The organism is Streptomyces sp. DI166, assembly GCF_900091315.1.
In the GTDB taxonomy this organism is placed as follows: Bacteria; Actinomycetota; Actinomycetes; order Streptomycetales; family Streptomycetaceae; genus Streptomyces; species Streptomyces fuscus.
This window is the reverse complement of the sequence record NZ_FLSP01000012.1, coordinates 93,374-114,514: the sequence shown is the minus strand read 5'-3', so window position 1 is coordinate 114,514 and position 21,141 is coordinate 93,374. Positions and strand designations below refer to the sequence as shown.

Genomic DNA, 21,141 nt, shown 5'->3' with positions numbered 1-21,141 from the left:
TGCGAGACGCCACTCACAGCCAGACGTGCGGTACACCACAAGGCCCACACAACCTCTTCGCAGGCTTCCGGTCGCCACCTCCATAGCTGACGGACCGTCAGATCAGCGCTACCGTACGCCTCATGGAGACAACACCGACCCCGACACCGCTCCCCCCGATCATCTCCGTCGACGACCACACGGTTGAGCCCCCGCAGGTCTGGCAGGACCGGCTCCCGAAGAAGCACCTCGACACCGGGCCCCGGATCGTCCGCGCCCCGCTGAAGGAAATGACCTTCCTCGGCGGCCGGTTCAAGCCCGTCATGGGCGCCCCGGGCGACGACGGCCCGATCGGCGACTGGTGGGTCTACGAGGACCTGCACCGCCCCCTGACCCGGCTCGACACCGCCGTCGGCTACGACCGCGACGAGATCAAGCTGGAGGTCATCACCTACGAGCAGATGCGCAAGGGCTCCTACGACGTCCCCGCCCGCCTCGCCGACATGGACGTCAACCACGTCCAGTCCGCCCTCTGCTTCCCCACCTTCCCGCGCTTCTGCGGCCAGACCTTCACCGAGGCGGCCGACCACGAGCTGGGGCTCCTCTGCATCCGCGCCTACAACGACTGGATGGTGGAGGAGTGGTGCGGGCCCGAGGCGCGCGGACGGCTCATCCCGCTCACCCTCATCCCGCTCTGGGACGCCCGCCTCGCCGCCGAGGAGGTCCGCCGCAACGCCGCCCGCGGTGTCCGTGCCGTCGCCTTCTCCGAGATACCCCCGCACCTCGGGCTCCCCTCCGTCCACACCGACGACTGGGACCCCTTCCTCGCCGCCTGCGACGAGACCGGCACGGTCGTCGCCATGCACATCGGCTCCAGCAGCCGTATGCCCTCCACCTCCGCCGACGCCCCGCCCGCCGTCGGCTCCACCATCACCTTCGCCAACTGCTGCTTCTCGATGGTCGACTGGCTGATGAGCGGCAAGTTCGAGCGCTTCCCGAACCTCAGGGTGATGTACGCCGAGGGGCAGATCGGCTGGATCCCGTACATCCTGGAGCGCGCCGACGTGGTGTGGGAGGAGAACCGCGGCTGGGGCGGCGTCGCCGACAAGGTGCACCGGCCGCCGTCGGAACTGTTCGCCGAACACGTCTACGGCTGCTTCTTCGACGACGCCTTCGGCCTGCGCAACCTCGACTCCATCGGCGTCGGCAACGTCCTGTACGAGACCGACTACCCGCACTCCGACTCCACCTGGCCCAAGTCCCGCGAGGTCGGCGAGGCCCAGATGGGGCACCTCCCGGCGGACGTGGTGGAACGGATCGTCCGGCGCAACGCCATCGACCTCCTCGGCCTCACCGACGAGGGCCTGTGGCCCGGAGCCGGTACGGCCAGTACGACCGGTACGGCCCGTATGCCATAGACCGCCCCCCCACGAGAAAGGCCCCCCTCGTGCACTACGGCATCCAGCTCCCGATCCAGTCCCAGAGCACCCTGTACGCCGAGCCCTGGGAGGCCGCCGCCGGCCCCGACGACCTGCGCGCCCTCGCCCGCGCCGCCGACCGCGCCGGGTTCGCCTACATCGCCGCCTGCGACCACGTGGCCGTCCCGCGCCGCCTCGCCTCCGCGATGAGCACCGTCTGGTACGACCCCGTCGCCACCCTCGCCCACCTCGCCGCGGCCACCGAGCGGGTGCGCCTGCTGAGCCATGTCGCGGTGGTCGGCCTGCGCCACCCCCTGATCACCGCCAAGCAGTACGCCACCGTCGACCACCTCTCCGGCGGCCGGCTGATCCTGGGCGTGGGCGCCGGACATGTGGAGGAGGAGTTCACCGCGCTCGGTGTGGACTTCGCGCACCGGGGCGCCGTACTGGACGAGTGCGTGGACGCGCTGCGCGCCGCGCTCGGGCCGGAGGAGTTCCCCGAGCACCACGGCAAGCTGTACGACTTCGAGGGGCTCGGCCAGTTGCCCAGGCCCGCGCAGGAGCGCGTGCCTCTGTGGGTCGGCGGCTCCTCGCCCGCGGCCGTGCGCCGGGCGGCGCTGAAAGGGGACGGCTGGCTGCCTCAGGGCGACCCGCGCGACCGCCTGCCCCAGCAGATCGCCCGCATACGGCAGTTGCGCGAACAGGCCGGACGCGAAGGCCCGTACACCATCGGCGCCATCGCCGAACCCCTCTACATCGGTGCCCCGTCCTGGCACGTCGGCCGCCGCACCCTCACCGGCAGCCCGGACGAACTCGCCGAGTCGCTGCGGGCGTACCGGGCGATGGGCGTGGACCAGCTCCAGGTCCGCTTCCGGGCCCGCGGCCGGGACGAACTCATCGACCAGATGACGGCGTTCGGCGCCGAAGTCGCCCCCCATCTATGAGGAGTTGTCATATGGGCAAGCTCGACGGCCGCGTCGTCATCGTCACCGGCGCGGCCCGCGGACAGGGCGAACAGGAGGCGCGCCTGTTCCGGCAGGAGGGCGCCGACGTCGTCGTCGCCGATGTGCTGGACGACCCCGGCGAGGCCCTCGCCAAGGAGATCGGCGCCCGGTACGTCCACCTGGACGTGGGGGAGGAGGATGACTGGCGGTCCGCGGTGAGCGCGGCGAAGGAGGCGTACGGGCACATCGACGGCCTGGTCAACAACGCCGGCATCCTGCGCTTCAACTCCCTCGTCGACACTCCCCTCGACGAGTTCATGCAGGTCGTCCGGGTCAACCAGGCCGGCTGCTTCCTCGGCATCAAGGCGGTCGCGCCCGAGATGGCGGACGGCGGCACGATCGTCAACACCGCCTCCTACACCGGGCTGACCGGAATGGCGGCCGTGGGGGCGTACGCGGCCTCCAAGCACGCGATCGTGGGGCTCACCCGGGTCGCCGCGCTGGAGCTGGCCCCTCGGGGCATCCGCGTCAACGCCATGTGCCCCGGCGCCATCGACACCGCCATGTCCAACCCGGCGCAACTGGACCCGGCGGCGGACGCGCAGGCCACGGCACGGGCCCTGGACGGGCTGTACCGCAAGCTCGTGCCGCTCGGCCGGATCGGCAGGGCGGAGGAGGTGGCCCGCCTCGCCCTCTTCCTGACCTCGGAGGACTCGTCGTACATCACCGGGCAGCCGTTCGTGATCGACGGGGGGTGGCTGGCGGGGGTGTCGGTGCTCTGAACTCCCTTGCCTGACTGACCGTCAGCTATTGACCCCTCGCGCGTACGGTGCCACAGTCAGCGATCTGACGGACCATCAGAAACCAGGCGTCGGCCTAGGACCGGGACGGTGAACCGCCGTGGAATTCGGGCTCTTTGTACAGGGATACGTCGGCAAGCGCGCGGAGACTGACCCGCTCGCCGAGCACAAGGCGCTGATGGAGGAGACCGAGTACGTCATCGAGGCGGACAGGTCCGGCTTCAAGTACGCCTGGGCCTCCGAGCACCACTTCCTGGAGGAGTACTCGCACCTGTCCGCCAACGACGTGTTCCTGGGCTATCTGGCGCACGCCACCGAGCGGATCCACCTGGGCTCCGGGATCTTCAACCCGCTCGCCCAGGTCAACCACCCGGTCAAGGTCGCCGAGAAGGTCGCCATGCTCGACCATCTCTCCGGTAACCGCTTTGAGTTCGGCAGCGGACGCGGCGCCGGGTCGCACGAGATCCTCGGGTTCCTGCCCGGCATCACGGACATGAACCACACCAAGGAGATCTGGGAAGAGACCATCGCAGAGTTCCCGAAGATGTGGCTCCAGGACGAGTACGCGGGCTTCCAGGGCAAGCACTGGTCGCTGCCGCCGCGCAAGATCCTGCCCAAGCCGTACGGGAAGTCCCACCCCGCGATGTGGTACGCGGCCGGATCGCCCCCCTCGTACGCCATGGCCGCGCGCAAGGGGCTCGGGGTGCTGGGCTTCAGCGTGCAGAAGGTCTCCGACATGGAATGGGTGCTGGAGCAGTACAAGACGGCGATCGTGGACGCCGAGCCGATCGGGGACTTCGTCAACGACAACGTGATGGTGACGACCACCGCGATCTGCGCGCCCACGCACGAGGAGGCGGTACGCATCGCGGTCAACGGCGGGCTGCACTACCTGCCGTCGCTGGTCTTCAGGTACCACGACACCTTCCCGCGGCCCGAGGGCTTCCCGGTGTGGCCGGAGACGCTGCCCGAGTACACCGAGGATTTCGTCGAGGTGCTCATCGAGGAGGAACTGCTGATCTGCGGCGACCCCGACGAGGTGCTGCGGCAGTGCAAGAGGTGGGAGCAGGCCGGGGCGGACCAGCTGAGCTTCGGACTGCCGGTGGGGGTGCCGAAGGAGGAGACGCTCCAGACGATCCGGCTGATCGGGGAGCACGTGATTCCGAAGATCGACACGGACCCGGTGCATCGGACGGCGCGGTTCCGGAGCGGTGCCTGAGGGGTCGTCGGCGGGGGCGGGTGCCGCGTGGCCGAGCGCGCGGTCCGCGCCCCCAGGTCGGAGCTCGAACCCCCAACCCAGGAGGTGAACGTCCATGCTCGATCACATCATCAAGGGCGCCACCGTCGTCGACGGCACCGGCGCCCCCGCCTACACCGCCGATGTGGGCCTGCGCGACGGCCGTATCGCCGTCGTCGCCCCCGGAGTCACCGAACCCGCCCTCACCAGCGAGGACGCGACCGGACTCGTCCTCGCGCCCGGGTTCGTCGACCCGCACACGCACTACGACGCCCAGCTCTTCTGGGACCCGTACGCGACCCCCTCCCTCAACCACGGCGTCACCACGGTCGCCGCCGGGAACTGCGGGTTCACCCTCGCGCCCCTCAACCCCGACCGCCCCGCCGACGCCGACTACACGCGGCGCATGATGTCCAAGGTCGAGGGCATGTCCCTGGTCGCCCTCGAACAGGGGGCGCCCTGGAACTGGCACGGGTTCGGGGAGTACCTGGACGCCTTGGAAGGGCGGATCGCCGTCAACGCCGGTTTCATGGTGGGGCACTGCGCGCTGCGCCGGTACGTGATGGGCCCGGACGCCATCGGCGGCCAGCCGTCCGCCGCCCAGCTCGACGCGATGGTGGGGCTGCTGCGGGAGGCCATGGAGGCCGGGGCCTGGGGCTTCTCCACCACCCAGTCCTCCACCCACTCCGACGGCGACGGGCAGCCGGTGGCGTCCCGGCACGCGCTGCCCGCCGAACTGCTCGCGCTGTCGAAGGCGGTCAGCGAGCACGAGGGCACGCAGATCGAGGCGATCGTGGCGGGCTGCCTGGACCAGTTCAGCGACGCCGAGATCGACCTGTTCGCGGAGATGAGCGCGACGGCCGGCCGCCCTCTGAACTGGAACGTGCTGACCATCGACGCGGCCGTTCCGGAGCGGGTGCCCCGGCAGTTGCTGGCCAGTGAGCGGGCGAGGAAGGCGGGCGGCCGGGTCGTCGCGCTGACCATGCCGATCCTGACCCCGATGAACATGTCCCTGGGCACGTTCTGCGCGCTGAACCTGATACCGGGCTGGGGCCCGATCCTCGCACTGCCGGTCCCGGAGCGGATGGCGAAGCTCCGCGACCCCGCCGTCCGCGCCGAGATGCTCAAGCACGCCGCGTCCAAGGAGGCCGGCGTCTTCCGGCGGCTCGCGGACTTCGGGCGGTACGTCATCGGCGACACCTACAGCGAGGCCAACCGCGGACTGACCGGCCGCGTGGTGCGGGACATCGCGGCCGAGCGCGGACAGGACCCGTTCGCCTGCCTGGTCGAGATCTGCGCCAACGACGAACTGCGCACGGTGCTCTGGCCGATGCCGCCCGACAACGACCCCGCCTCCTGGGCGCTGCGGGCCCAGACCTGGCAGCACGAGGACGTCCTGCTCGGCGGCTCCGACGCGGGCGCGCACCTGGACCGCATGTGCGGGGCGCCGTACACGACACGCTTCCTCGGCGATTGTCTGCGCGGGCGGAAACTGGTGCCGCTGGAGCAGGCGGTGCGGATGCTGACCGACGATCCGGCGCGGCTGTTCGGGCTACGTGAACGGGGGCGCGTGCAGGAGGGGTTCCATGCCGACTTGGTGCTCTTCGACCCGGAACGCATCGACGCCGGTACGGCCACCCTGGTGCACGACCTGCCGGGAGACAGCCCGCGCCTGGACTCCAGGGCGCTCGGCGTGCACGCCGTCTGGGTCAACGGCATCGAGGCCATCCGCGACGACGTGGTGACCGGCGCGGTACCGGGCCGGGTGCTGCGCTCCGGCCGCGACACCCGGACGGTGAGCACCCGGTGAACCAGCGGCTCTTCATCGGCGGGACCTGGACCGAGCCCGAGGGCGGCCACTATGACGTCGTCGACCCGGCGACCGAGGCCACCGTCGGCGCGGCGCCCGAGGCCACCCGGGACCAGGTGGACGCGGCCTGCGCGGCGGCCCGAGAGGCGTTCGGGCCGTGGTCGCGCACGGCGCCCGAGGAGCGGGCGGCGATCCTGGCGCGGGCCGCGGACCTGATCCGGGAACGCCTGGTCCCGTACGCGGAACTCGCCCAGGCGGAGACCGGCGCCACGACCGGCACCGCGCGGGCGATGCAGGTCGGTGTGGCGGCGGCCCGGTTCCGGCGGTACGCGCGCGTGGAGCCCGCCGAGTGGCCGATCGCGCCGCAGATCAACGAGGCCGGGCCGATGGGGAAGGCCGGAGTGGTGGGCGCGCTGGCGGTACGGCAGCCGGTCGGGGTCGTCGCCTGCATCTCCTCGTACAACAACCCCTGGGCCAACGCCGCCGGAAAGATCGCCCCGGCTCTCGCCATGGGCAACACCGTCGTCGTGAAGCCGGCCCCGCAGGACCCCCTGTCCGTGTACCGCATGGCGGAGGTCCTGGAGGAGGCAGGAGCCCCGCCCGGGGTGGTGAACGTGATCTCCGGCGCCTCGGTGGAGGTGGGGGAGACCCTGGTCGCCTCCCCGGACGTCGACATGGTGAGCTTCACCGGCTCCACGGCCGTGGGCCGCCGTATCGCCGAGGTGTGCGGCCGCGACATGAAACGCCAGCTCATGGAGCTGGGCGGCAAGGGCGCGGCGCTCGTCTTCGCCGACGCGGACATCGCCTCGGCGGTGGCCGGCATCGGCACGACGTTCTCCTTCTACAGCGGCCAGATCTGCACGGCCCCGACCCGGGTACTGGCCCAACGCCCGGTCTACGACCGCCTGGTGGAGGCCCTGACGACGTACGCGAGCCGCCTGCCGGTGGGCGATCCCAGGGACCCGAAGACGGTGGTGGGCCCGGTGATCTCGGCGGCGCACCGGGAGCGGGTGGAGTCGTACGTGGAGTTGGCGAGGAAGGAAGGGGCGAGGGTGGTAACGGGCGGCGACCGCCCACCCCACCCCCAGGGCTTCTACGTGCCCCCGACCCTCCTCGCGGACTGCACGAACGACATGAGAGCGGCAAGGGAGGAAATCTTCGGCCCGGTGGTGGCAGTGATCCCCTTCGAGGACGAGGAAGAAGGCATCGCCCTCGCCAACGACACCGACTACGGCCTGATCGACTACGTCTGGACCGCCGATATCGCCAAGGCCTTCCGCACCGCCCGCCGCCTCCGTGCCGGAGGCGTCGGCATCAACACGGTCGCCCGCAACATGGAGGCCCCCTTCGGCGGCTTCAAGAAGAGCGGAGTGGGCCGCGACGTGGGCTCGTACGCCCTGCACGCGTACAGCGAGGTGCAGTCGATCGTGTGGCCGGGTTAGCGGCGGCCCTGTGCCCTTTAATGGTCCCCCTGGTATGACCGAGGGGTGGGTTGGGCGTGCGGGTCGTGAGCTGGAATCTCTGGTGGCGGTTCGGGCCGTGGCGGGAGCGGCAGAAGGCGATCCTGGAGGTGCTGCGGGAGCAGCGGCCCGATCTCGTGGGGCTCCAGGAGGTCTGGGCGGCCGACGGGGAGAACCTCGCGGAGTGGCTGGCCGCCGAGCTCGGCCTGCACTGGACCTGGGCCCCCTCCCCGGCCCCCGAGCGCTGGCGGCGCCGCATAGCCGATCCCTCGGTGGACATCGGCAACGCGGTACTGAGCCGCTGGCCGATCGAGGAGACGGAGATCCTGCGCCTGCCCGTACCGCCCGACCTGGACGACGGCCGCCTCGGTCTGTACGCCCGCACTGGCCCGGTGTCCTTCTTCACCGCCCATCTGACCTCCGCCCCGAACGCCTGCGACGTGCGGCGCCAACAGGCCGCCACACTGGCGGAGTTCGCCGACCGCGAGGGCCCCGTCGTCCTCACCGGCGACTTCAACGCCGGACCCGGATTTCCCGAACTGCTCGAACTCCGTCGGTGTTTCCGCGACGCCTGGGAGGAAGCCGCGCCCTCGACCCCGGGCGAGACCTGGGACTGGGACCCCCGACTCCCGTACCGCCAGGGCCCCCGGCAGACGGAACGGATCGACTTCGTGCACCTCGCCGGTCCGGTCACCGCACGGCACGCGCACCGCGCCGGGGACCGCCCGGTGGAGGGCGTCTGGCCCTCCGACCACGCCGCGGTCGTCGCCGACCTGGTGTGCTAACTTCCGGCGACCATGACCATGATCGCCAGTACGAAGTCCCGGATCGCCCTCGCCATCGCCCTGGCCGCCGCGGGGGCACTGGCCTTCGTCCTGGTCACGAGGGGTTCGACCACCGAATACGGCACCGACCATCGTGCGATCACGGTCGAGAAGGGCGAGGACTTCACCCTCAAGGTCCCGGCCCGCCCGTACATCGGCGAGCACTGGTTCCTGGCCGAGCCGAAGCCCGACGCCGACGTCCTCGACTACCGGGGCACCCACGAGGACATCGAGGGCGCGCCCGAGGGCATCGTGGGCGGCGGCGACGGCACGGCGTACTTCGACTTCACTGCCCGTTCCACGGGAACGACCACGGTGACCCTCCTCCACTGCCCCATGGCCCGCTGCGGCAGCCTCGCCCAGGCCCAGGCGACCACCCCGCCGGTACCGACAGCACCGGAGACAGCGGAACCGGCCGACGAACCGGCGTACTTCCAGTACAAGATCACGGTCCGGTAAGCCCAACTCCCCCAGGGGCGCGGGGAACTGCGCGACCAGCCTCCACCGGCGCGCAGACGAAGTGCGTGTATGCCGGGCAAGGCATCGACCGGCGTCAGGCTGATTCCCTCAGGGGCGCGGGGAACTGCGCGACCAGCCCCCACCGGCGCGCGGACAAAGAACACGGTCGCCCTCGACTTCTCACGCCACCCCCGCTACAGATAACGCATGCGCCTTGCCGTCACGATCTTCCTCACCGACGAGACGATCACCCCCACCCGGCTCGCCCGCGAGCTGGAGCAGCGCGGGTTCGCCGGGCTCTATCTGCCCGAGCACACCCACATCCCGGTGGAGCGGAGCACGCCGTACCCCGCGGGCGGGGACCTGCCGCCCGAGTACGGCCGTACCCTCGACCCCTTCGTCGCCCTCGGCCAGGCCGCCGCCGTCACCGAGCGGCTCGGGCTCGGCACCGGCATCACGCTGGTCGCCCAGCACGACCCGATCGCCCTGGCCAAGCAGATCGCCACGCTCGACCACCTCTCCGACGGCCGTTTCACGCTCGGCCTCGGCTTCGGCTGGAACAAGGAGGAGGCCGCCGACCACGGAGTGGAGTGGCGGACGAGGCGCGACCTCGTGCAGGACCGGATGGCGGTCATGCGCGCACTGTGGGCCGAGGAACCGACCGCCCACGAGGGCGAGTTCGGGTCCGTCCGCGCCTCCTACGCCTACCCCAAGCCCGTACAGAAGCCGCGCGGCCCGGTCACCGGCCCGCGCACACTCGTCGGCGGCGCCGCCGGACCGAAACTGTTCGACCACATCTGCGCGTACGCCGACGGCTGGATGCCCATCGGCGGACGCGGCCTCACCGAGACCCTGCCCGTGCTGCGCGCCGCGTGGACCGACGCGGGCCGCGACCCGGCGGCGCTGCAAGTCGTCCCGTACGCCATCTACCCGAGCGAAGGAAAGCTCGCCCACTACGCCGACCTCGGTATCGAGGAGGTCGTCGCGCAGTTGCCGCCGGGCGGGGAGTCCGAGGTGCTGCGGGTGCTGGACGACTACGCGGCCTTCCTCGGCTGACCCTCGGCTGACCTGATCACTTCGACCGTATGCTCGAAGGATGACGATTTCGGCGACGAACGGACCCGGCCCGAGCGAGAACGCCATGCGTCGCGCCCTGAAACGGGCCCGGGACGGCGTCGCCCTCGACGTGACCGAGGCCGCGGTCCTGCTCCAGGCACGCGGCGCGCACCTGGAGGACCTCGCCGCGTCCGCCGCGCGGGTGCGTGACGCGGGCCTGGAGGCGGCGGGTCGCCCCGGCGTCATCACGTACTCCAAGAGCGTCTTCGTCCCGCTCACCCGCCTGTGCCGGGACAAGTGCCACTACTGCACCTTCGTCACCGTCCCCGGCAAGCTGCGCCGCGCCGGGCACGGGATGTTCATGTCCCCGGACGAGGTCCTGGACATCGCCCGCAAGGGCGCCGCCCTCGGCTGCAAGGAAGCCCTCATCACCCTCGGCGACAAGCCCGAGGACCGCTGGCCGGAGGCCAGGGAGTGGCTGGACGCGCACGGCTACGACGACACCATCGCCTACGTCCGCGCGATCTCCGTCCGCATCCTGGAGGAGACCGGCCTGCTGCCCCACCTCAACCCGGGCGTCATGAGCTGGACCGACTTCCAGCGCCTCAAGCCCGTCGCGCCCTCCATGGGCATGATGCTGGAGACCACCGCCACCCGCCTGTGGTCCGAGCCCGGCGGCCCGCACTACGGCTCCCCGGACAAGGAACCGGCCGTCCGGCTGCGGGTCCTGGAGGACGCGGGCCGCTCCTCCGTCCCCTTCACCTCGGGCCTGCTCATCGGCATCGGCGAGACGTACGAGGAACGCGCCGAGTCCCTCTTCGCGCTGCGCAAGGTTGCCCGCGCCTACCACGGCATCCAGGAACTGATCATCCAGAACTTCCGCGCCAAGCCGGACACGGCGATGCGCGGCATGCCGGACGCCGAACTCGACGAACTCGTCGCCACGGTCGCCGTCGCCCGGCACATCATGGGCCCCAGCGCCTGCCTCCAGGCCCCGCCGAACCTGGTGGACGCCGAGTTCGAGCGGCTGATCGGCGCCGGTATCGACGACTGGGGCGGGGTCTCCCCGCTGACCATCGACCACGTCAACCCCGAGCGGCCCTGGCCGCAGATCGAGGAGCTGACCGAGCGTTCCCGCGCCGCCGGGTTCGAACTGCGCGAACGCCTCTGCGTCTACCCGGAGTTCGTGCGCCGCGGCGAGCCCTGGCTGGACCCGAGGCTGCGCCCGCACGTGTCGGCGCTGGCCGACCCGGAGACGGGCCTCGCCCGCCCCGACGCCGTGGTCGAGGGACACCCCTGGCAGGAGCCGGAGGAGGCCTTCGAGGCGAGCGGCCGTACCGACCTGCACGCCACCATCGACACCGAGGGCCGCACCTCCGACCGCCGCGACGACTTCGACGAGGTCTACGGCGACTGGGGCGCCCTGCGCGAGGCGGCCGCCCCCGGCATGGCCCCGGAGCGCATCGACACCGACGTACGGCAGGCGCTGCGCACGGCCGCCGACGACCCCACCCGGCTCACCGACGCCGAGGCGCTGGCGCTGCTGCACGCCGACGGCCCGGCGCTGGACGCGCTCACGCGGATCGCGGACGACGTCCGCAGGGCGGCGGTCGGCGACGACGTGACGTACATCGTCACCCGGAACATCAACTTCACCAACGTCTGCTACACCGGCTGCCGCTTCTGCGCCTTCGCCCAGCGCCGCACGGACGCCGACGCCTACACCCTCTCCCTGGAGCAGGTCGCCGACCGCGCCCAGCAGGCCTGGGACGTGGGCGCGGTGGAGGTCTGCATGCAGGGCGGCATCCACCCCGACCTGCCCGGCACCGCCTACTTCGACATCGCGCGGGCGGTGAAGGAACGGGTCCCCGGCATGCACGTCCACGCCTTCTCCCCGATGGAGGTCGTCAACGGCGCCACCCGCACCGGCATGTCCGTCCGCGAGTGGCTGACGGCGGCCAAGGAGGCGGGCCTGGACTCCATCCCCGGCACGGCGGCGGAGATCCTGGACGACGAGGTCCGCTGGGTGCTCACCAAGGGCAAGCTGCCCACGGCCACCTGGATCGAGGTCGTCACCACCGCCCACGAGCTGGGCATCCGCTCCTCCTCGACGATGATGTACGGCCATGTCGACCAGCCCCGCCACTGGCTCGGCCACCTGCGCACCCTGGCCCGCATCCAGCAGGAGACCGGCGGCTTCACGGAGTTCGTGACGCTCCCCTTCATCCATACCAACGCCCCGGTCTACCTGGCCGGCATCGCCCGCCCCGGCCCCACGGTCCGCGACAACCGTGCGGTGACCGCGATGGCCCGCCTGCTGCTCCACCCGCACATCCCCAACATCCAGACAAGCTGGGTCAAACTCGGCACGGAGGGCGCGGCGGAGATGCTTCGCTCCGGTGCCAACGACCTCGGCGGCACGCTCATGGAGGAGACGATCTCCCGCATGGCGGGCTCCTCCTACGGCTCGTACAAGTCGGTCAAGGACCTGGTCGCGGTGGCCGCGACGGCGGGCCGCCCGGCCCGGCCGCGCACCACGCTCTACGGCGAGGTCCCCGAGGAGCGGCAGCGGGCGGCGGCCCGGTCGGACGGGCACCTGCCGGAGCTGCTGCCGGTACTGGACTGAGGGGCCGGGCGGCCGGCGCCGGGGCGTACCCGGTGCCGGACTGAGGAGGAGAGGCGGACCCACGGGGCAGTACGATGATCCGAACCTGTCGGTGAGTCGAGGAGATCCGAGCAGTGCCTGCCCCGAAGGTCTGGGTGACCGGTCTGACGGTAGGGGCGACAGCAATCGTGGTCGCCCTCGCCGTACAGGCCGACAAGGGTGCCAAGCCCACGGTCTCGGCCGCGCCGCGCCCGAGCGCGTCGGCCACGGCCGACCCCAAGCCGGCCGAGTCCGAGTCCCCGAAGTCCAAGCGGGTGCCGGACGGCTCCGGCACCGGCCGCCGCATCGTGTACTCGCTCGGCGAGAACCGGGTCTGGCTGGTCGACGCGAGCGAGGCCACGCGCCGCACGTTCGCCGTGTGGCCCGGCACCGTCGACCCCGAGCCCGGCAAGTACACCGTCGGCCAGCGCACCGAGGACCCGATCACCGGGTCGGACGGGGTGAGGATCGAGCACGTGGTGTACTTCGCCGTGCGGTCCGGCGTGAACGTCGCCTTCTCCAACGCCGTGGACGGCTCCTCGCCGCCCCCGCCCGCGGACGGGGCCCGTACGGGCGGTATCCGCATGTCGGACAAGGACGGCTCGGCGCTGTGGGCGTTCGGGACGGCCGGGACGACGGTCACGGTCGTCAAGTAGGGCGAGTGACGAGTAACGAGTAACGGGGGGTAGAGATCGTGGGTCTGGTGGTCCTGGCGGTGCTGCTCGCGCTGGTGGTCCTCGGCTGTGTCTGCGTGGTGTGGACGGGCCGGGGCACGGCCCCGCGCTGGGCGCGCGTCGCGGCGGCCGTGACGCGGGGCGCGGGCGAGCTGCTGTACGTCCTGATGAAGTCCAACAGGCGTTCCAGCAGGAGCGGCAGCAGCAATAGCAGCGACTCGGACGACTGACCGCGGGCGCTACGCCTCCGACGTCCCCGGCAGATGGTTGACCAGCAGCACGATGCCGCTGAAGACGAACACCCGGGTCGCCGCGTCCAGCCCGTTCCAGTCCCCGGACTGCCACATCGCGAACCACTCACCGCCGATCGCGATGAACCCGGCGCCGAACAGCAGCATCACCATCAGCAGCCCGTACGTCGACCAGCGCCGGGCGCCCCGGTCGCCGCCGCGGAACCAGAGCCAGGTGCCGTATATGAGGATGAGCGCGGCGACGGTCTCCCAGACGATGATGGCGACGTACGCCGTGTCCTGGAGCCCCTTGCTGGTGATGGCTCTCCACATCAGGTCGTCGTCCTTGAACGTGGTGTCCATCGCCAGGACATGCCGCACGAACGCCTGGTTCGTACCGAAGTCCGTGATGTTCCCGAAGGCGACGAGAGCCATGTAGAGGGCGACGCTCGCGGTGAGCAAGGCAGCCGTGAGACGGAGGGCGTTGCGTGGGGGTGTGGTGGCCATGCCGATCATTTTCCCTGTACGGACCGCACCCCGCCGTACGCATTGAGCCACATTGACTTCCTCCCCCGCCTAAGGGCGGGGGATTCCAGCGGTCGCCCGCTGGGGTTCCTGCTTCACCGACGACCGCCCCGTCCGGGAGGACTCCCGTTGAGGTCTTACACCGTCTCCACAGGCAGACGCCGCCAGCCCGGCGGCCAGGATGTTGCGTGCCGCGTTCACATCGCGGTCATGCACCACGCCGCAGTCGCACGTCCACTCGCGGACGTTCAGCGGCATCCTCGCCGCGACCGTGCCGCAGGCCCCGCACAGCTTGCTGGACGGGAACCAGCGGTCGGTCACGACGAGTTCGCGCCCGTACCAGGCGCACTTGTACTCCAGCATCATGCGCAGGTCCGTCCAGGCCGCGTCCGAGATGGCGCGCGCGAGCTTGCCGTTCTTCAGCAGGTTGCGGACGGTGAGGTCCTCGATCACGACCGTTTGGTTCTCACGGACGAGCCGAGTCGACAGCTTGTGCAGGAAGTCCCGGCGCCTGTCGGCGATCCGGGCATGGATCTTGGCGACACGGCGCCGGGCCTTCTCCCGGTTCGCCGAGCCCTTCGCCTTCCGCGACAGCTCCCGCTGCGCGCGGGCCAGGCGGGCACGGTCGCGCCGCTCGTGCCGGGGGTTGGCGATCTTCTCCCCGGTGGACAGCGTCACCAGGGAGGTGATCCCGGCATCGATGCCGACCGCCGCCGCGGTGGCAGGCGCGGGGGTAATGGTGTCCTCGCAGAGCAGGGAGACGAACCAGCGGCCGGCCGCGTCGCGGGACACGGTCACCGTCGTCGGCACCGCACCCTCCGGGAGCGGACGCGACCAGCGGATGTCCAGCGGCTCCGCCATCTTCGCCAGCGTCAGCTCCCCGTCGCGCCACTTGAACGCGGAGCGGGTGTACTCGGCCGACGCGCGGGACTTCTTCCTCGACTTGAACCGGGGGTACTTGGCCCGCTTGGCGAAGAAGTTCCCGAACGCCGTCTGAAGATGGCGCAGCGCCTGCTGGAGCGGGACCGAGGACACCTCCGTCAGGAAGGCGAGATCTTCGGTCTTCTTCCACTCCGTCAGCGCGGCCGAGGACTGCACGTAGGAGATCCGGCGCTGCTCGCCGTACCAGGCGCGAGTGCGTTCCTCCAGCGCCTTGTTATACACGAGGCGGACGCAGCCGAACGTGCGCGACAGCTCCGCTGCCTGCTCGTTGGTGGGGTAGAAGCGGTACTTGAAAGCCCGCTTGACCTGCTGCGTCACACCTCACATTGTATCAGCTTCCGTGTGAGAGGCGGCTGTTGGCCGGTGGTCGGAGGACGCCGGTCCGCCCTGGCGGCGAACCGGCTTTCCCTGCCCTGCTCCGCAGGAGCTTCGTTTCCTCCCCCGGCTCAAGCCGGGGGTATCCACGAAGGAAGGACCTGATGACGGTCAGCCGCCACAGCGACGGGACGCACGGGGATGGCACAGCCGCCGGAGGACCGGTTCGTCGGCCGGGAAGCGGAACGAGCCGCCTTCCTGGGCAACTTGGAGCTTCAAGCGGGCGCCGACCACCGCGCCCGCTTCCATGTGCACGGCCCGTCCGGTGTCGGGAAGTCCTTCCTGGTCGAGGAGTTCAAGCGGCTCGCGCGCGAACGCGGCGCGCTGACCGCGTACGTCGACGAGGACGCGGGAAGCGTGCCGAACGCGCTGGAGATGATCTACCGTCAGTTCGCCGCGCGGGGGCGCCGGATGAAACCGCTGGAGCGGCGGCTGGACGAGTACCGGGAGCGGCGCCGGGAGGTGGAGGCGGCGCTGCGGGCGCAGGACGGCGGACCGGAGTCCACGTCGCCGGGCAGCCGGGCCTTCGCCGAACTGGGCCTGGGCGTACTGGAGTCTACGGTACCGGGTGGTGCCCTGCTGGGCCGGGCACTGCTGGCCGGCCTGGTCGCCCAGGGAGCGGACCGGCTGCGAGCCGGCCTGAGCAGCCGATTCCGCAACGCCGACGACATCGACCTGGTCCTGCACCCGGAGTCGGCGCTGACGCCGGTGTTCCTCCGGGAGCTGAGGTCGGCCGCTTCCGGGGTGCCGTGGACAGTCCTGTTCTTCGACACGTACGAACGCACGGGTCCGTTCCTGGACGGGTGGCTGCACGGCCTGTTCCGCAAGCGGGACGAGCACGGTGACGTGCCCGGGAACCCGGTCGTGGTCACCGCGGGCCAACTGCCCCTGCCGACGGGCCGCTGGACCGGCGCGGTGGAACTCCCGCTGGCCCCCTTCACCGACGCGGAGACGCGCCAACTGCTCGCCGGGCGGTGTGCCGGCATGTGCTCGGGCAGTACGACGAGGCACTGGCCGACTTCAACCGCTCGTACGCGATCGACGACAGCCTCTTCACGCTGGTCCGCCGGGCCCGGCTGCGCTACACGCGCGGCGAGTCGGCGCAGGCGGACGCCGACTTCGACCTGGCGGCGGCCCGCGCCCCCGACGTGGCGTGGATCGCCTCGGAACGCGGCGACCACTACCGCCTGACGGGCCGCCACGAGGAGGCGTCGGCGGCCCTGCGGGACTGCCTGTCCCGCGAACCCGAGGACGCCAACTCCTGGGCCATCCTCGGCGAACTCCACCGCCTTCGGGGCGAGTACGAGGAGGCCCTACGCCACCTCGACCACGCCCTCTCCCCGTCCCCGGACTACGGCTACGCCTACGCCGAACGCGCCCGGGTGTACGTGGCGTTGGGGCGTACGGAGGAGGCACGGGCGGATCTGGAGCGCAGCCCTACGCGGGACGGGAGTTGAGGAAGGCGGTCCAGGCGATGGGGGTGACGGTGAGGCGGGGGCCGTCGTTGGCGCTTGGAGTCGCGGATGTGGATGGTGGGGGTGGCGTGTGGGGGATATGGCGACCTCGACGCAATCGGGGCCGTCGTTGCTGCTGTAGCTGCTCTTGACCCACGTCAATGAAGTGATCGGCGGCATGCTTCCTCCAGTGTCTTCGTGTCACACGGGACGGGAGTTGAGGAAGGCGGACCAGGCGGTGTGGCTGACGGTGACATGGGGGCCGGTCTGGTTCTTGGAGTCGCGTATGCGGATGGTGGGGGTTGTGGGTGATATAGCGACCTCGACGCAGTCGGCCTCGTCGGCGCCGCTGTAGCTGCTCTTGACCCACGTAAGCACGATGGCGGTCATGTCTCTTCTCCCAGAAGCTTCTCGATGAAGGCCAGCGACTCCCGGGGAGAGAGCGCCTGCGCCCGGATCATTCCATAGCGCATCTCGACGATTTGGGCTTCCCGGGGTTCGGTGGTCACGCGGCCATGCAGCTCGGCGGCCAAGTACCCAAGCGTCTGACCGCCCTTCAGCTTCAACACGCGGAATGAGCCGGACACGTGCGCGTGGTCCGCCCGGCTCGTGGGCATCACCTGGATCTCGACGTGACGCAACTTGCCGACCTCCAAGAGGTGTTCGAGCTGCTGCCGTTGCACCATCTTCCCCCCGACCGGCCTGCGCAGCGTGGCTTCTTCCTGGACGAAAGTGAGGAATGGCCGGGGCACGCGCTCGAAAACCACCTTGCGTGCCATGCGGGCGGCGACCAGCCGGTCGATCTCCTCCTCTGTGTACGCGGGCCGCCGTGTCTCGTGCAACGCCCGCGCATACTCCGGGGTCTGGAGCAGGCCGTGGATGTGTAGTGCGGTGTAGGCACCCATCTCCACCGCCTCGTCCTCCAGCTTCGCGATGTCCCGAACCTTCTTCGGGTAGCGGACCTCCTCCACATCCTTCTTCATCGCCGCGAGCTTGCCGCCCGCGCCCAGGACTTCGTCCGCGCGGTCCAGGAAGTCCGGCTGGGGAATGCGCTTCGCGCGCTCCACCGCCGAGATCATGTCCTCGCCGTAGCCGATCGCGTCCCCGAGTTCGGTCTGCTTCAGCCCCGCCGTTTCCCGCCAGAGCTTGATCTGTCGGCCGACGGCCCGGAGTACCGCCTCGGCCTCTTCGTCCTCCATACGCACCTCCTGAAACAGAGCGTAAGGAGACCGAACACAGTCAGTGACGGAAACCCGAAAAACCGAACCACTCCCGCCCACCGATGCCCACTCGGTGCACAATCCGCATAACATTCCGCCCCTGAACCGACCGTTCCTGGTCGATTACAGTGCTGGTCGTGGGTGCGACAGCGGGTGCCGTCTGGGGCCGCTCCGAGCAGCAGGACTTCCGTAGCAGAGTCCGGGGCACGATGCTCGGCGCGGCGGTCGGTGATGCCCTCGGCGCCCCCGTGAACGGCATGAGCCTGGCGCAGATCAGGGAGGCGTACGGCGCCGAGGGCCTGGTGGACCTGGCGCAGGCGTACGGCCGACGCGGCGCGGTCACGCACCTCACTCAGCTGACCCTCTTCTCGGTGGACGGCCTGATCCGGGCGCAGGTCAGGCGCGACACGGGCGCCTGGCACCCGCCGACGGACCTGCACCGCGCGTACCTGCGCTGGGCGGCGACGCAACGGGACTGGGGCCCGGACGAGCGCCGCAAGGAGGACGGCTGGCTGGCCCGCGAGGAGTGGCTGTACGCGAGGCGGGACGCGTCGCGGTCGCTGCTGATCGGACTGGGCGACGACATGATGGGCACGCTGGACGCCCCGAAGAACCCGGGTGAGGCCGGGCCGGAGGCGGCGGTGCGGTCGGCGCCGTTCGGGCTGCTGGTGGGGTGGGAGCCGCAGCTCGTGGCGCAGCTCGCGATCGAGTGCGCGGCGCAGACGCACGGGCACCCGGTGGGGTACCTGACGGCGGGCGCGTACGCGGTGCTGGTGCACGCCCTGGCGTGCGGCGAGTCCATGGACGGCGCGATCCAGCGCACGCTGGGCATGCTGGCGTCCCGTCCCGGCCACGAACCGGTCTCCCAGGCACTCCAGCACGCGCTGGGGGCGGTGCGCCAGGGAAGACCCGCGCCGGAACGGGTGGGGGAGCTGATGGCGGGGGCGCAGGGGGAGGGCGTGCTGGCGGCGGCGGTGTACTGCGCGCTGGTGGGCGAGGACGTACGCCACGGTCTGTGCCTGTCGGCCAACCACGACGGTCCTTCGGCGGCGACGGCGGCGCTGACGGGAGGCCTGCTCGGGGCGATGCACGGTGAGACGGCGCTGCCGCCGGCGTGGCTGGCGGAGCTGGAAGGCCGCCCCACGATTCTGGAACTGTCGGACGACTTCGCGATGGAAATGACCCAGGGCCCGGCGTTGCACGGCCCTGGGGGCTCGTCGCCTGGCTGGCTGGCCCGCTACCCCCGCTAGGGATTCTCGCCCCCGCCGCGAAACTGCCGTAGCTGCGGGCAGCGGCACCACCCAACCCGCGTAGCTGCGGGCAGTCGTGCCGCTGGGGCGGCACGGGTGGGCGCAGCGGCACCCCGCAAGCGCGGGCAAGCGCACCCGCCCCGGCCCCAGCCACCGCCGACGGTCAGTCGGACGTCGCCGTCGGAACAGCGCCCGCCCCCGCAGGCGCCGGTACCGCCGCCACCCCGTCCCCGTCGGTGTTCACCTTGTCGATGATCGCCAGCCGCTCCGGCGTGTCCTCGGGCTTGATGAAGCCGACCAGCACATACAGCACCAGCGACACCGCCAGCGGAATCGACACCTGGTACTGCAACGGCACCCCACCCTCCACACTCCAGTGGATCGGGTAGTTCACCAGCCAGAACGTCACCAGCCCCAGCGACCAGCTCGTCAGCGCCGCCGTCGGTCCGGACCGCCGGAACGGCCGCAGCAGGCCCAGCATCATCGGGATCGCCATCGGCCCCATCAGTCCGGCCACCCACTTGATGACGACCGTGATGATGTCCCCGAAGGTAGGCGAGTTGACCTGCGTCGCCGCCGCCATGGACAGGCCGAGGAAGACCACGGTCGTCACCCGGGCCACCCGCAGCCCCTGCCCCTCGGTCCAACTCCGCGCCCGCCGCCACAGCACCGGCGCACAGTCCCGCGTGAAGACGGCCGCGATGGCGTTCGCGTCCGAGGAGCACATGGCCATGGTGTGGGAGAAGAAGCCCACGATGACCAGGCCCAACAGCCCGTGCGGCAGGAGCTGTTCGGTCATCAGGCCGTAGGAGTCGGACCCGTCCGGCTTCTGCGACTCCACCAGCAGCGGGGACATCCACATCGGGAAGAACAGAACCAGCGGCCACACCAGCCACAGCGCGGCCGACAGCCGGGCCGACCGCTCCGCCTCCCGGGCGCTCGGCGTGGCCATGTACCGCTGCGCCTGGTTGAGCATGCCGCCGTTGTACTCGAACAGCTTGATGAAGAGGAAGGCGAGCAGGAACACCGTCCCGTACGGCCCCACCAGCGGTTTCTCGTGCCCCTGGAGCGCCGGCTCGTCCCAGGCGCCGAAGAACCCGATCCCCTTGCCCTCAAGTTCGACGACCACGGCGATGAACATCGCGACACCGGCGAGGAGTTGGATGACGAACTGCCCCAACTCGGTCAGCGCGTCCGCCCACAGCCCGCCGATCGTGCAGTACACGGCGGTGATCGTGCCGGTGATGAGGATGCCCTGGTTCAGGGAGATCCCCGTGAACACGGACAGCAGGGTGGCGATCGCCGCCCACTTCGCGCCCACGTCCACGATCTTCAGCAGCATCCCGGACCAGGCCAGCGCCTGCTGCGTCTTCAGGTCGTACCGGTTCTTCAAGTACTCCAGCGGGGACGCCACATGCAGCCGCGACCGCAGCCGGTTGATCCGTGGGGCGAACAGCTTGGAGCCGATCGCGATGCCCAGCGCGATGGGGAAGGACCAGGTCACGAAGGAGGTGACGCCGTAGGTGTAGGCGATGCCCGCGTACCCCGTGAACATCACCGCGCTGTAGCCGGACATATGGTGCGAGATCCCGGAGAGCCACCACGGCATCTTCCCGCCGGCCGTGAAGAAGTCGCTCACGTTGTCCACGCGCTTGTGGGACCAGATACCGATCGCCACCATCACGCCGAAATAGCCGATGAGCACGGCCCAGTCGAGACCGTTCATGTGCGCCCTCCCAGGGTTCAGCCCGGCGCTCATCGTCAGTGCAGTCTCGTGAACACGACAAGTGAGCGTAGGGTCAAGGGGAGGTAAAAGTATTCGAGATGATGGCCTCAGTTC

The 21,141-nt window shown here is 70.6% G+C and carries 20 protein-coding genes and 1 pseudogene; 15 read left to right on the top strand and 6 right to left on the bottom strand.

Features of this window, described 5'->3' with window-relative positions; all coding sequences use genetic code 11:
* Nucleotides 1–122 precede the first annotated feature (122 nt).
* From GA0115233_RS08940 to GA0115233_RS08885, 12 genes are all read left to right on the top strand, one after another.
* Complete coding sequence (locus GA0115233_RS08940) at nucleotides 123–1,397, top strand: amidohydrolase family protein (protein ID WP_093719577.1); 1,275 nt, start codon at nucleotides 123–125, stop codon at nucleotides 1,395–1,397.
* 29 nt (nucleotides 1,398–1,426) lie between these two features.
* Entirely contained in the window at nucleotides 1,427–2,341 is a 915-nt protein-coding gene (locus GA0115233_RS08935) for a TIGR03619 family F420-dependent LLM class oxidoreductase (RefSeq protein WP_093719576.1), read from the top strand.
* Between the two features lie 11 nt (nucleotides 2,342–2,352).
* Nucleotides 2,353–3,123, top strand: a complete 771-nt coding sequence (locus GA0115233_RS08930; RefSeq protein WP_093719575.1) for an SDR family NAD(P)-dependent oxidoreductase — start codon at nucleotides 2,353–2,355, stop codon at nucleotides 3,121–3,123.
* Between the two features lie 118 nt (nucleotides 3,124–3,241).
* Nucleotides 3,242–4,360 (top strand): LLM class flavin-dependent oxidoreductase, encoded by a 1,119-nt coding sequence (locus GA0115233_RS08925; protein ID WP_093719574.1) that lies wholly within the window; start codon nucleotides 3,242–3,244, stop codon nucleotides 4,358–4,360.
* A 94-nt stretch (nucleotides 4,361–4,454) separates the two neighbouring features.
* The gene (locus GA0115233_RS08920; RefSeq protein ID WP_093719573.1) at nucleotides 4,455–6,188 is read left to right on the top strand and encodes an N-acyl-D-amino-acid deacylase family protein; all 1,734 of its coding nucleotides are present in this window, start codon (nucleotides 4,455–4,457) and stop codon (nucleotides 6,186–6,188) included.
* Nucleotides 6,185–7,630 (top strand): aldehyde dehydrogenase family protein, encoded by a 1,446-nt coding sequence (locus tag GA0115233_RS08915; RefSeq protein WP_093719572.1) that lies wholly within the window; start codon nucleotides 6,185–6,187, stop codon nucleotides 7,628–7,630. The genes GA0115233_RS08920 and GA0115233_RS08915 overlap by 4 nt, the downstream gene beginning before the upstream one ends.
* 56 nt (nucleotides 7,631–7,686) lie before the next feature.
* Entirely contained in the window at nucleotides 7,687–8,433 is a 747-nt protein-coding gene (locus tag GA0115233_RS08910) for an endonuclease/exonuclease/phosphatase family protein (protein WP_093719595.1), read from the top strand.
* Between the two features lie 12 nt (nucleotides 8,434–8,445).
* Nucleotides 8,446–8,931 (top strand): protease inhibitor I42 family protein, encoded by a 486-nt coding sequence (locus GA0115233_RS08905; protein WP_093719571.1) that lies wholly within the window; start codon nucleotides 8,446–8,448, stop codon nucleotides 8,929–8,931.
* A gap of 207 nt (nucleotides 8,932–9,138) precedes the next feature.
* Nucleotides 9,139–9,987 (top strand): LLM class F420-dependent oxidoreductase, encoded by an 849-nt coding sequence (locus GA0115233_RS08900; RefSeq protein WP_093719570.1) that lies wholly within the window; start codon nucleotides 9,139–9,141, stop codon nucleotides 9,985–9,987.
* A gap of 40 nt (nucleotides 9,988–10,027) precedes the next feature.
* On the top strand, nucleotides 10,028–12,613 hold the full coding sequence (locus GA0115233_RS08895) for a bifunctional FO biosynthesis protein CofGH (RefSeq protein WP_093719569.1): 2,586 nt from the start codon (nucleotides 10,028–10,030) through the stop codon (nucleotides 12,611–12,613).
* 104 nt (nucleotides 12,614–12,717) lie between these two features.
* Nucleotides 12,718–13,287, top strand: coding sequence for a hypothetical protein (locus GA0115233_RS08890; RefSeq protein ID WP_176711687.1), 570 nt, complete (start codon nucleotides 12,718–12,720; stop codon nucleotides 13,285–13,287).
* A gap of 38 nt (nucleotides 13,288–13,325) precedes the next feature.
* Nucleotides 13,326–13,535, top strand: coding sequence for a hypothetical protein (locus GA0115233_RS08885; RefSeq protein ID WP_093719567.1), 210 nt, complete (start codon nucleotides 13,326–13,328; stop codon nucleotides 13,533–13,535).
* Between the two features lie 9 nt (nucleotides 13,536–13,544).
* On the opposite strand, the gene GA0115233_RS08880 is transcribed toward GA0115233_RS08885, so the two are convergent.
* Together GA0115233_RS08880 and GA0115233_RS08875 are read right to left on the bottom strand one after the other, a co-directional pair.
* Nucleotides 13,545–14,042 (bottom strand): DUF2165 domain-containing protein, encoded by a 498-nt coding sequence (locus GA0115233_RS08880; RefSeq protein WP_093719594.1) that lies wholly within the window; start codon nucleotides 14,040–14,042, stop codon nucleotides 13,545–13,547.
* A 69-nt stretch (nucleotides 14,043–14,111) separates the two neighbouring features.
* A complete protein-coding gene (locus GA0115233_RS08875; RefSeq protein WP_093719566.1) occupies nucleotides 14,112–15,320 on the bottom strand; it encodes an RNA-guided endonuclease InsQ/TnpB family protein in 1,209 nt (402 codons plus the stop codon).
* A 198-nt stretch (nucleotides 15,321–15,518) separates the two neighbouring features.
* On the opposite strand from GA0115233_RS08875, the gene GA0115233_RS08865 reads away from it, so the two are divergent.
* Entirely contained in the window at nucleotides 15,519–16,568 is a 1,050-nt protein-coding gene (locus tag GA0115233_RS08865; protein WP_093719564.1) for an ATP-binding protein, read from the top strand.
* Nucleotides 16,526–16,834, top strand: a complete 309-nt coding sequence (locus tag GA0115233_RS40935) for a tetratricopeptide repeat protein (RefSeq protein WP_176711685.1) — start codon at nucleotides 16,526–16,528, stop codon at nucleotides 16,832–16,834. Before GA0115233_RS08865 ends, GA0115233_RS40935 begins: the two co-directional genes overlap by 43 nt.
* Here the strand turns inward: GA0115233_RS40935 and GA0115233_RS08855 are convergent.
* From GA0115233_RS08855 to GA0115233_RS08845, 3 genes and pseudogenes are all read right to left on the bottom strand, one after another.
* Nucleotides 16,815–17,011 (bottom strand): annotated as a pseudogene (locus tag GA0115233_RS08855) (DUF397 domain-containing protein). The gene GA0115233_RS40935 and the pseudogene GA0115233_RS08855 overlap by 20 nt on opposite strands.
* Before the next feature lie 21 nt (nucleotides 17,012–17,032).
* Entirely contained in the window at nucleotides 17,033–17,221 is a 189-nt protein-coding gene (locus GA0115233_RS08850) for a DUF397 domain-containing protein (protein ID WP_093719562.1), read from the bottom strand.
* Entirely contained in the window at nucleotides 17,218–18,030 is an 813-nt protein-coding gene (locus tag GA0115233_RS08845) for a helix-turn-helix domain-containing protein (RefSeq protein ID WP_093719561.1), read from the bottom strand. The genes GA0115233_RS08850 and GA0115233_RS08845 overlap by 4 nt, the downstream gene beginning before the upstream one ends.
* A 158-nt stretch (nucleotides 18,031–18,188) precedes the next feature.
* Between GA0115233_RS08845 and GA0115233_RS08840 the strand changes: the two genes are divergently transcribed.
* Nucleotides 18,189–19,301 carry an ADP-ribosylglycohydrolase family protein gene (locus GA0115233_RS08840; RefSeq protein ID WP_093719593.1) on the top strand — a complete coding sequence of 371 codons (1,113 nt, stop codon included), beginning with the start codon at nucleotides 18,189–18,191 and terminating at the stop codon, nucleotides 19,299–19,301.
* 163 nt (nucleotides 19,302–19,464) lie between these two features.
* Here GA0115233_RS08840 and GA0115233_RS08835 read toward each other — a convergent pair whose 3' ends face one another.
* Nucleotides 19,465–21,027 (bottom strand): sodium:solute symporter family protein, encoded by a 1,563-nt coding sequence (locus GA0115233_RS08835; protein WP_093719560.1) that lies wholly within the window; start codon nucleotides 21,025–21,027, stop codon nucleotides 19,465–19,467.
* Nucleotides 21,028–21,141: the final 114 nt, after the last annotated feature.

Excerpts from the sequence above, each read along its gene's own strand:
- GA0115233_RS08940 (WP_093719577.1), top strand. The coding sequence starts at position 123 with ATGGAGACAACACCGACCCCGACACCGCTCCCCCCGATCATCTCCGTC.
- GA0115233_RS08930 (WP_093719575.1), top strand. The coding sequence starts at position 2,353 with ATGGGCAAGCTCGACGGCCGCGTCGTCATCGTCACCGGCGCGGCCCGC.
- GA0115233_RS08920 (WP_093719573.1), top strand. The coding sequence starts at position 4,455 with ATGCTCGATCACATCATCAAGGGCGCCACCGTCGTCGACGGCACCGGC.
- GA0115233_RS08905 (WP_093719571.1), top strand. The coding sequence starts at position 8,446 with ATGACCATGATCGCCAGTACGAAGTCCCGGATCGCCCTCGCCATCGCC.
- GA0115233_RS08900 (WP_093719570.1), top strand. The coding sequence starts at position 9,139 with ATGCGCCTTGCCGTCACGATCTTCCTCACCGACGAGACGATCACCCCC.
- GA0115233_RS08895 (WP_093719569.1), top strand. The coding sequence starts at position 10,028 with ATGACGATTTCGGCGACGAACGGACCCGGCCCGAGCGAGAACGCCATG.
- GA0115233_RS08880 (WP_093719594.1), bottom strand. The coding sequence starts at position 14,042 with ATGGCCACCACACCCCCACGCAACGCCCTCCGTCTCACGGCTGCCTTG.
- GA0115233_RS08865 (WP_093719564.1), top strand. The coding sequence starts at position 15,519 with ATGGCACAGCCGCCGGAGGACCGGTTCGTCGGCCGGGAAGCGGAACGA.
- GA0115233_RS08850 (WP_093719562.1), bottom strand. The coding sequence starts at position 17,221 with ATGACCGCCATCGTGCTTACGTGGGTCAAGAGCAGCTACAGCGGCGCC.
- GA0115233_RS08845 (WP_093719561.1), bottom strand. The coding sequence starts at position 18,030 with ATGGAGGACGAAGAGGCCGAGGCGGTACTCCGGGCCGTCGGCCGACAG.
- GA0115233_RS08835 (WP_093719560.1), bottom strand. The coding sequence starts at position 21,027 with ATGAACGGTCTCGACTGGGCCGTGCTCATCGGCTATTTCGGCGTGATG.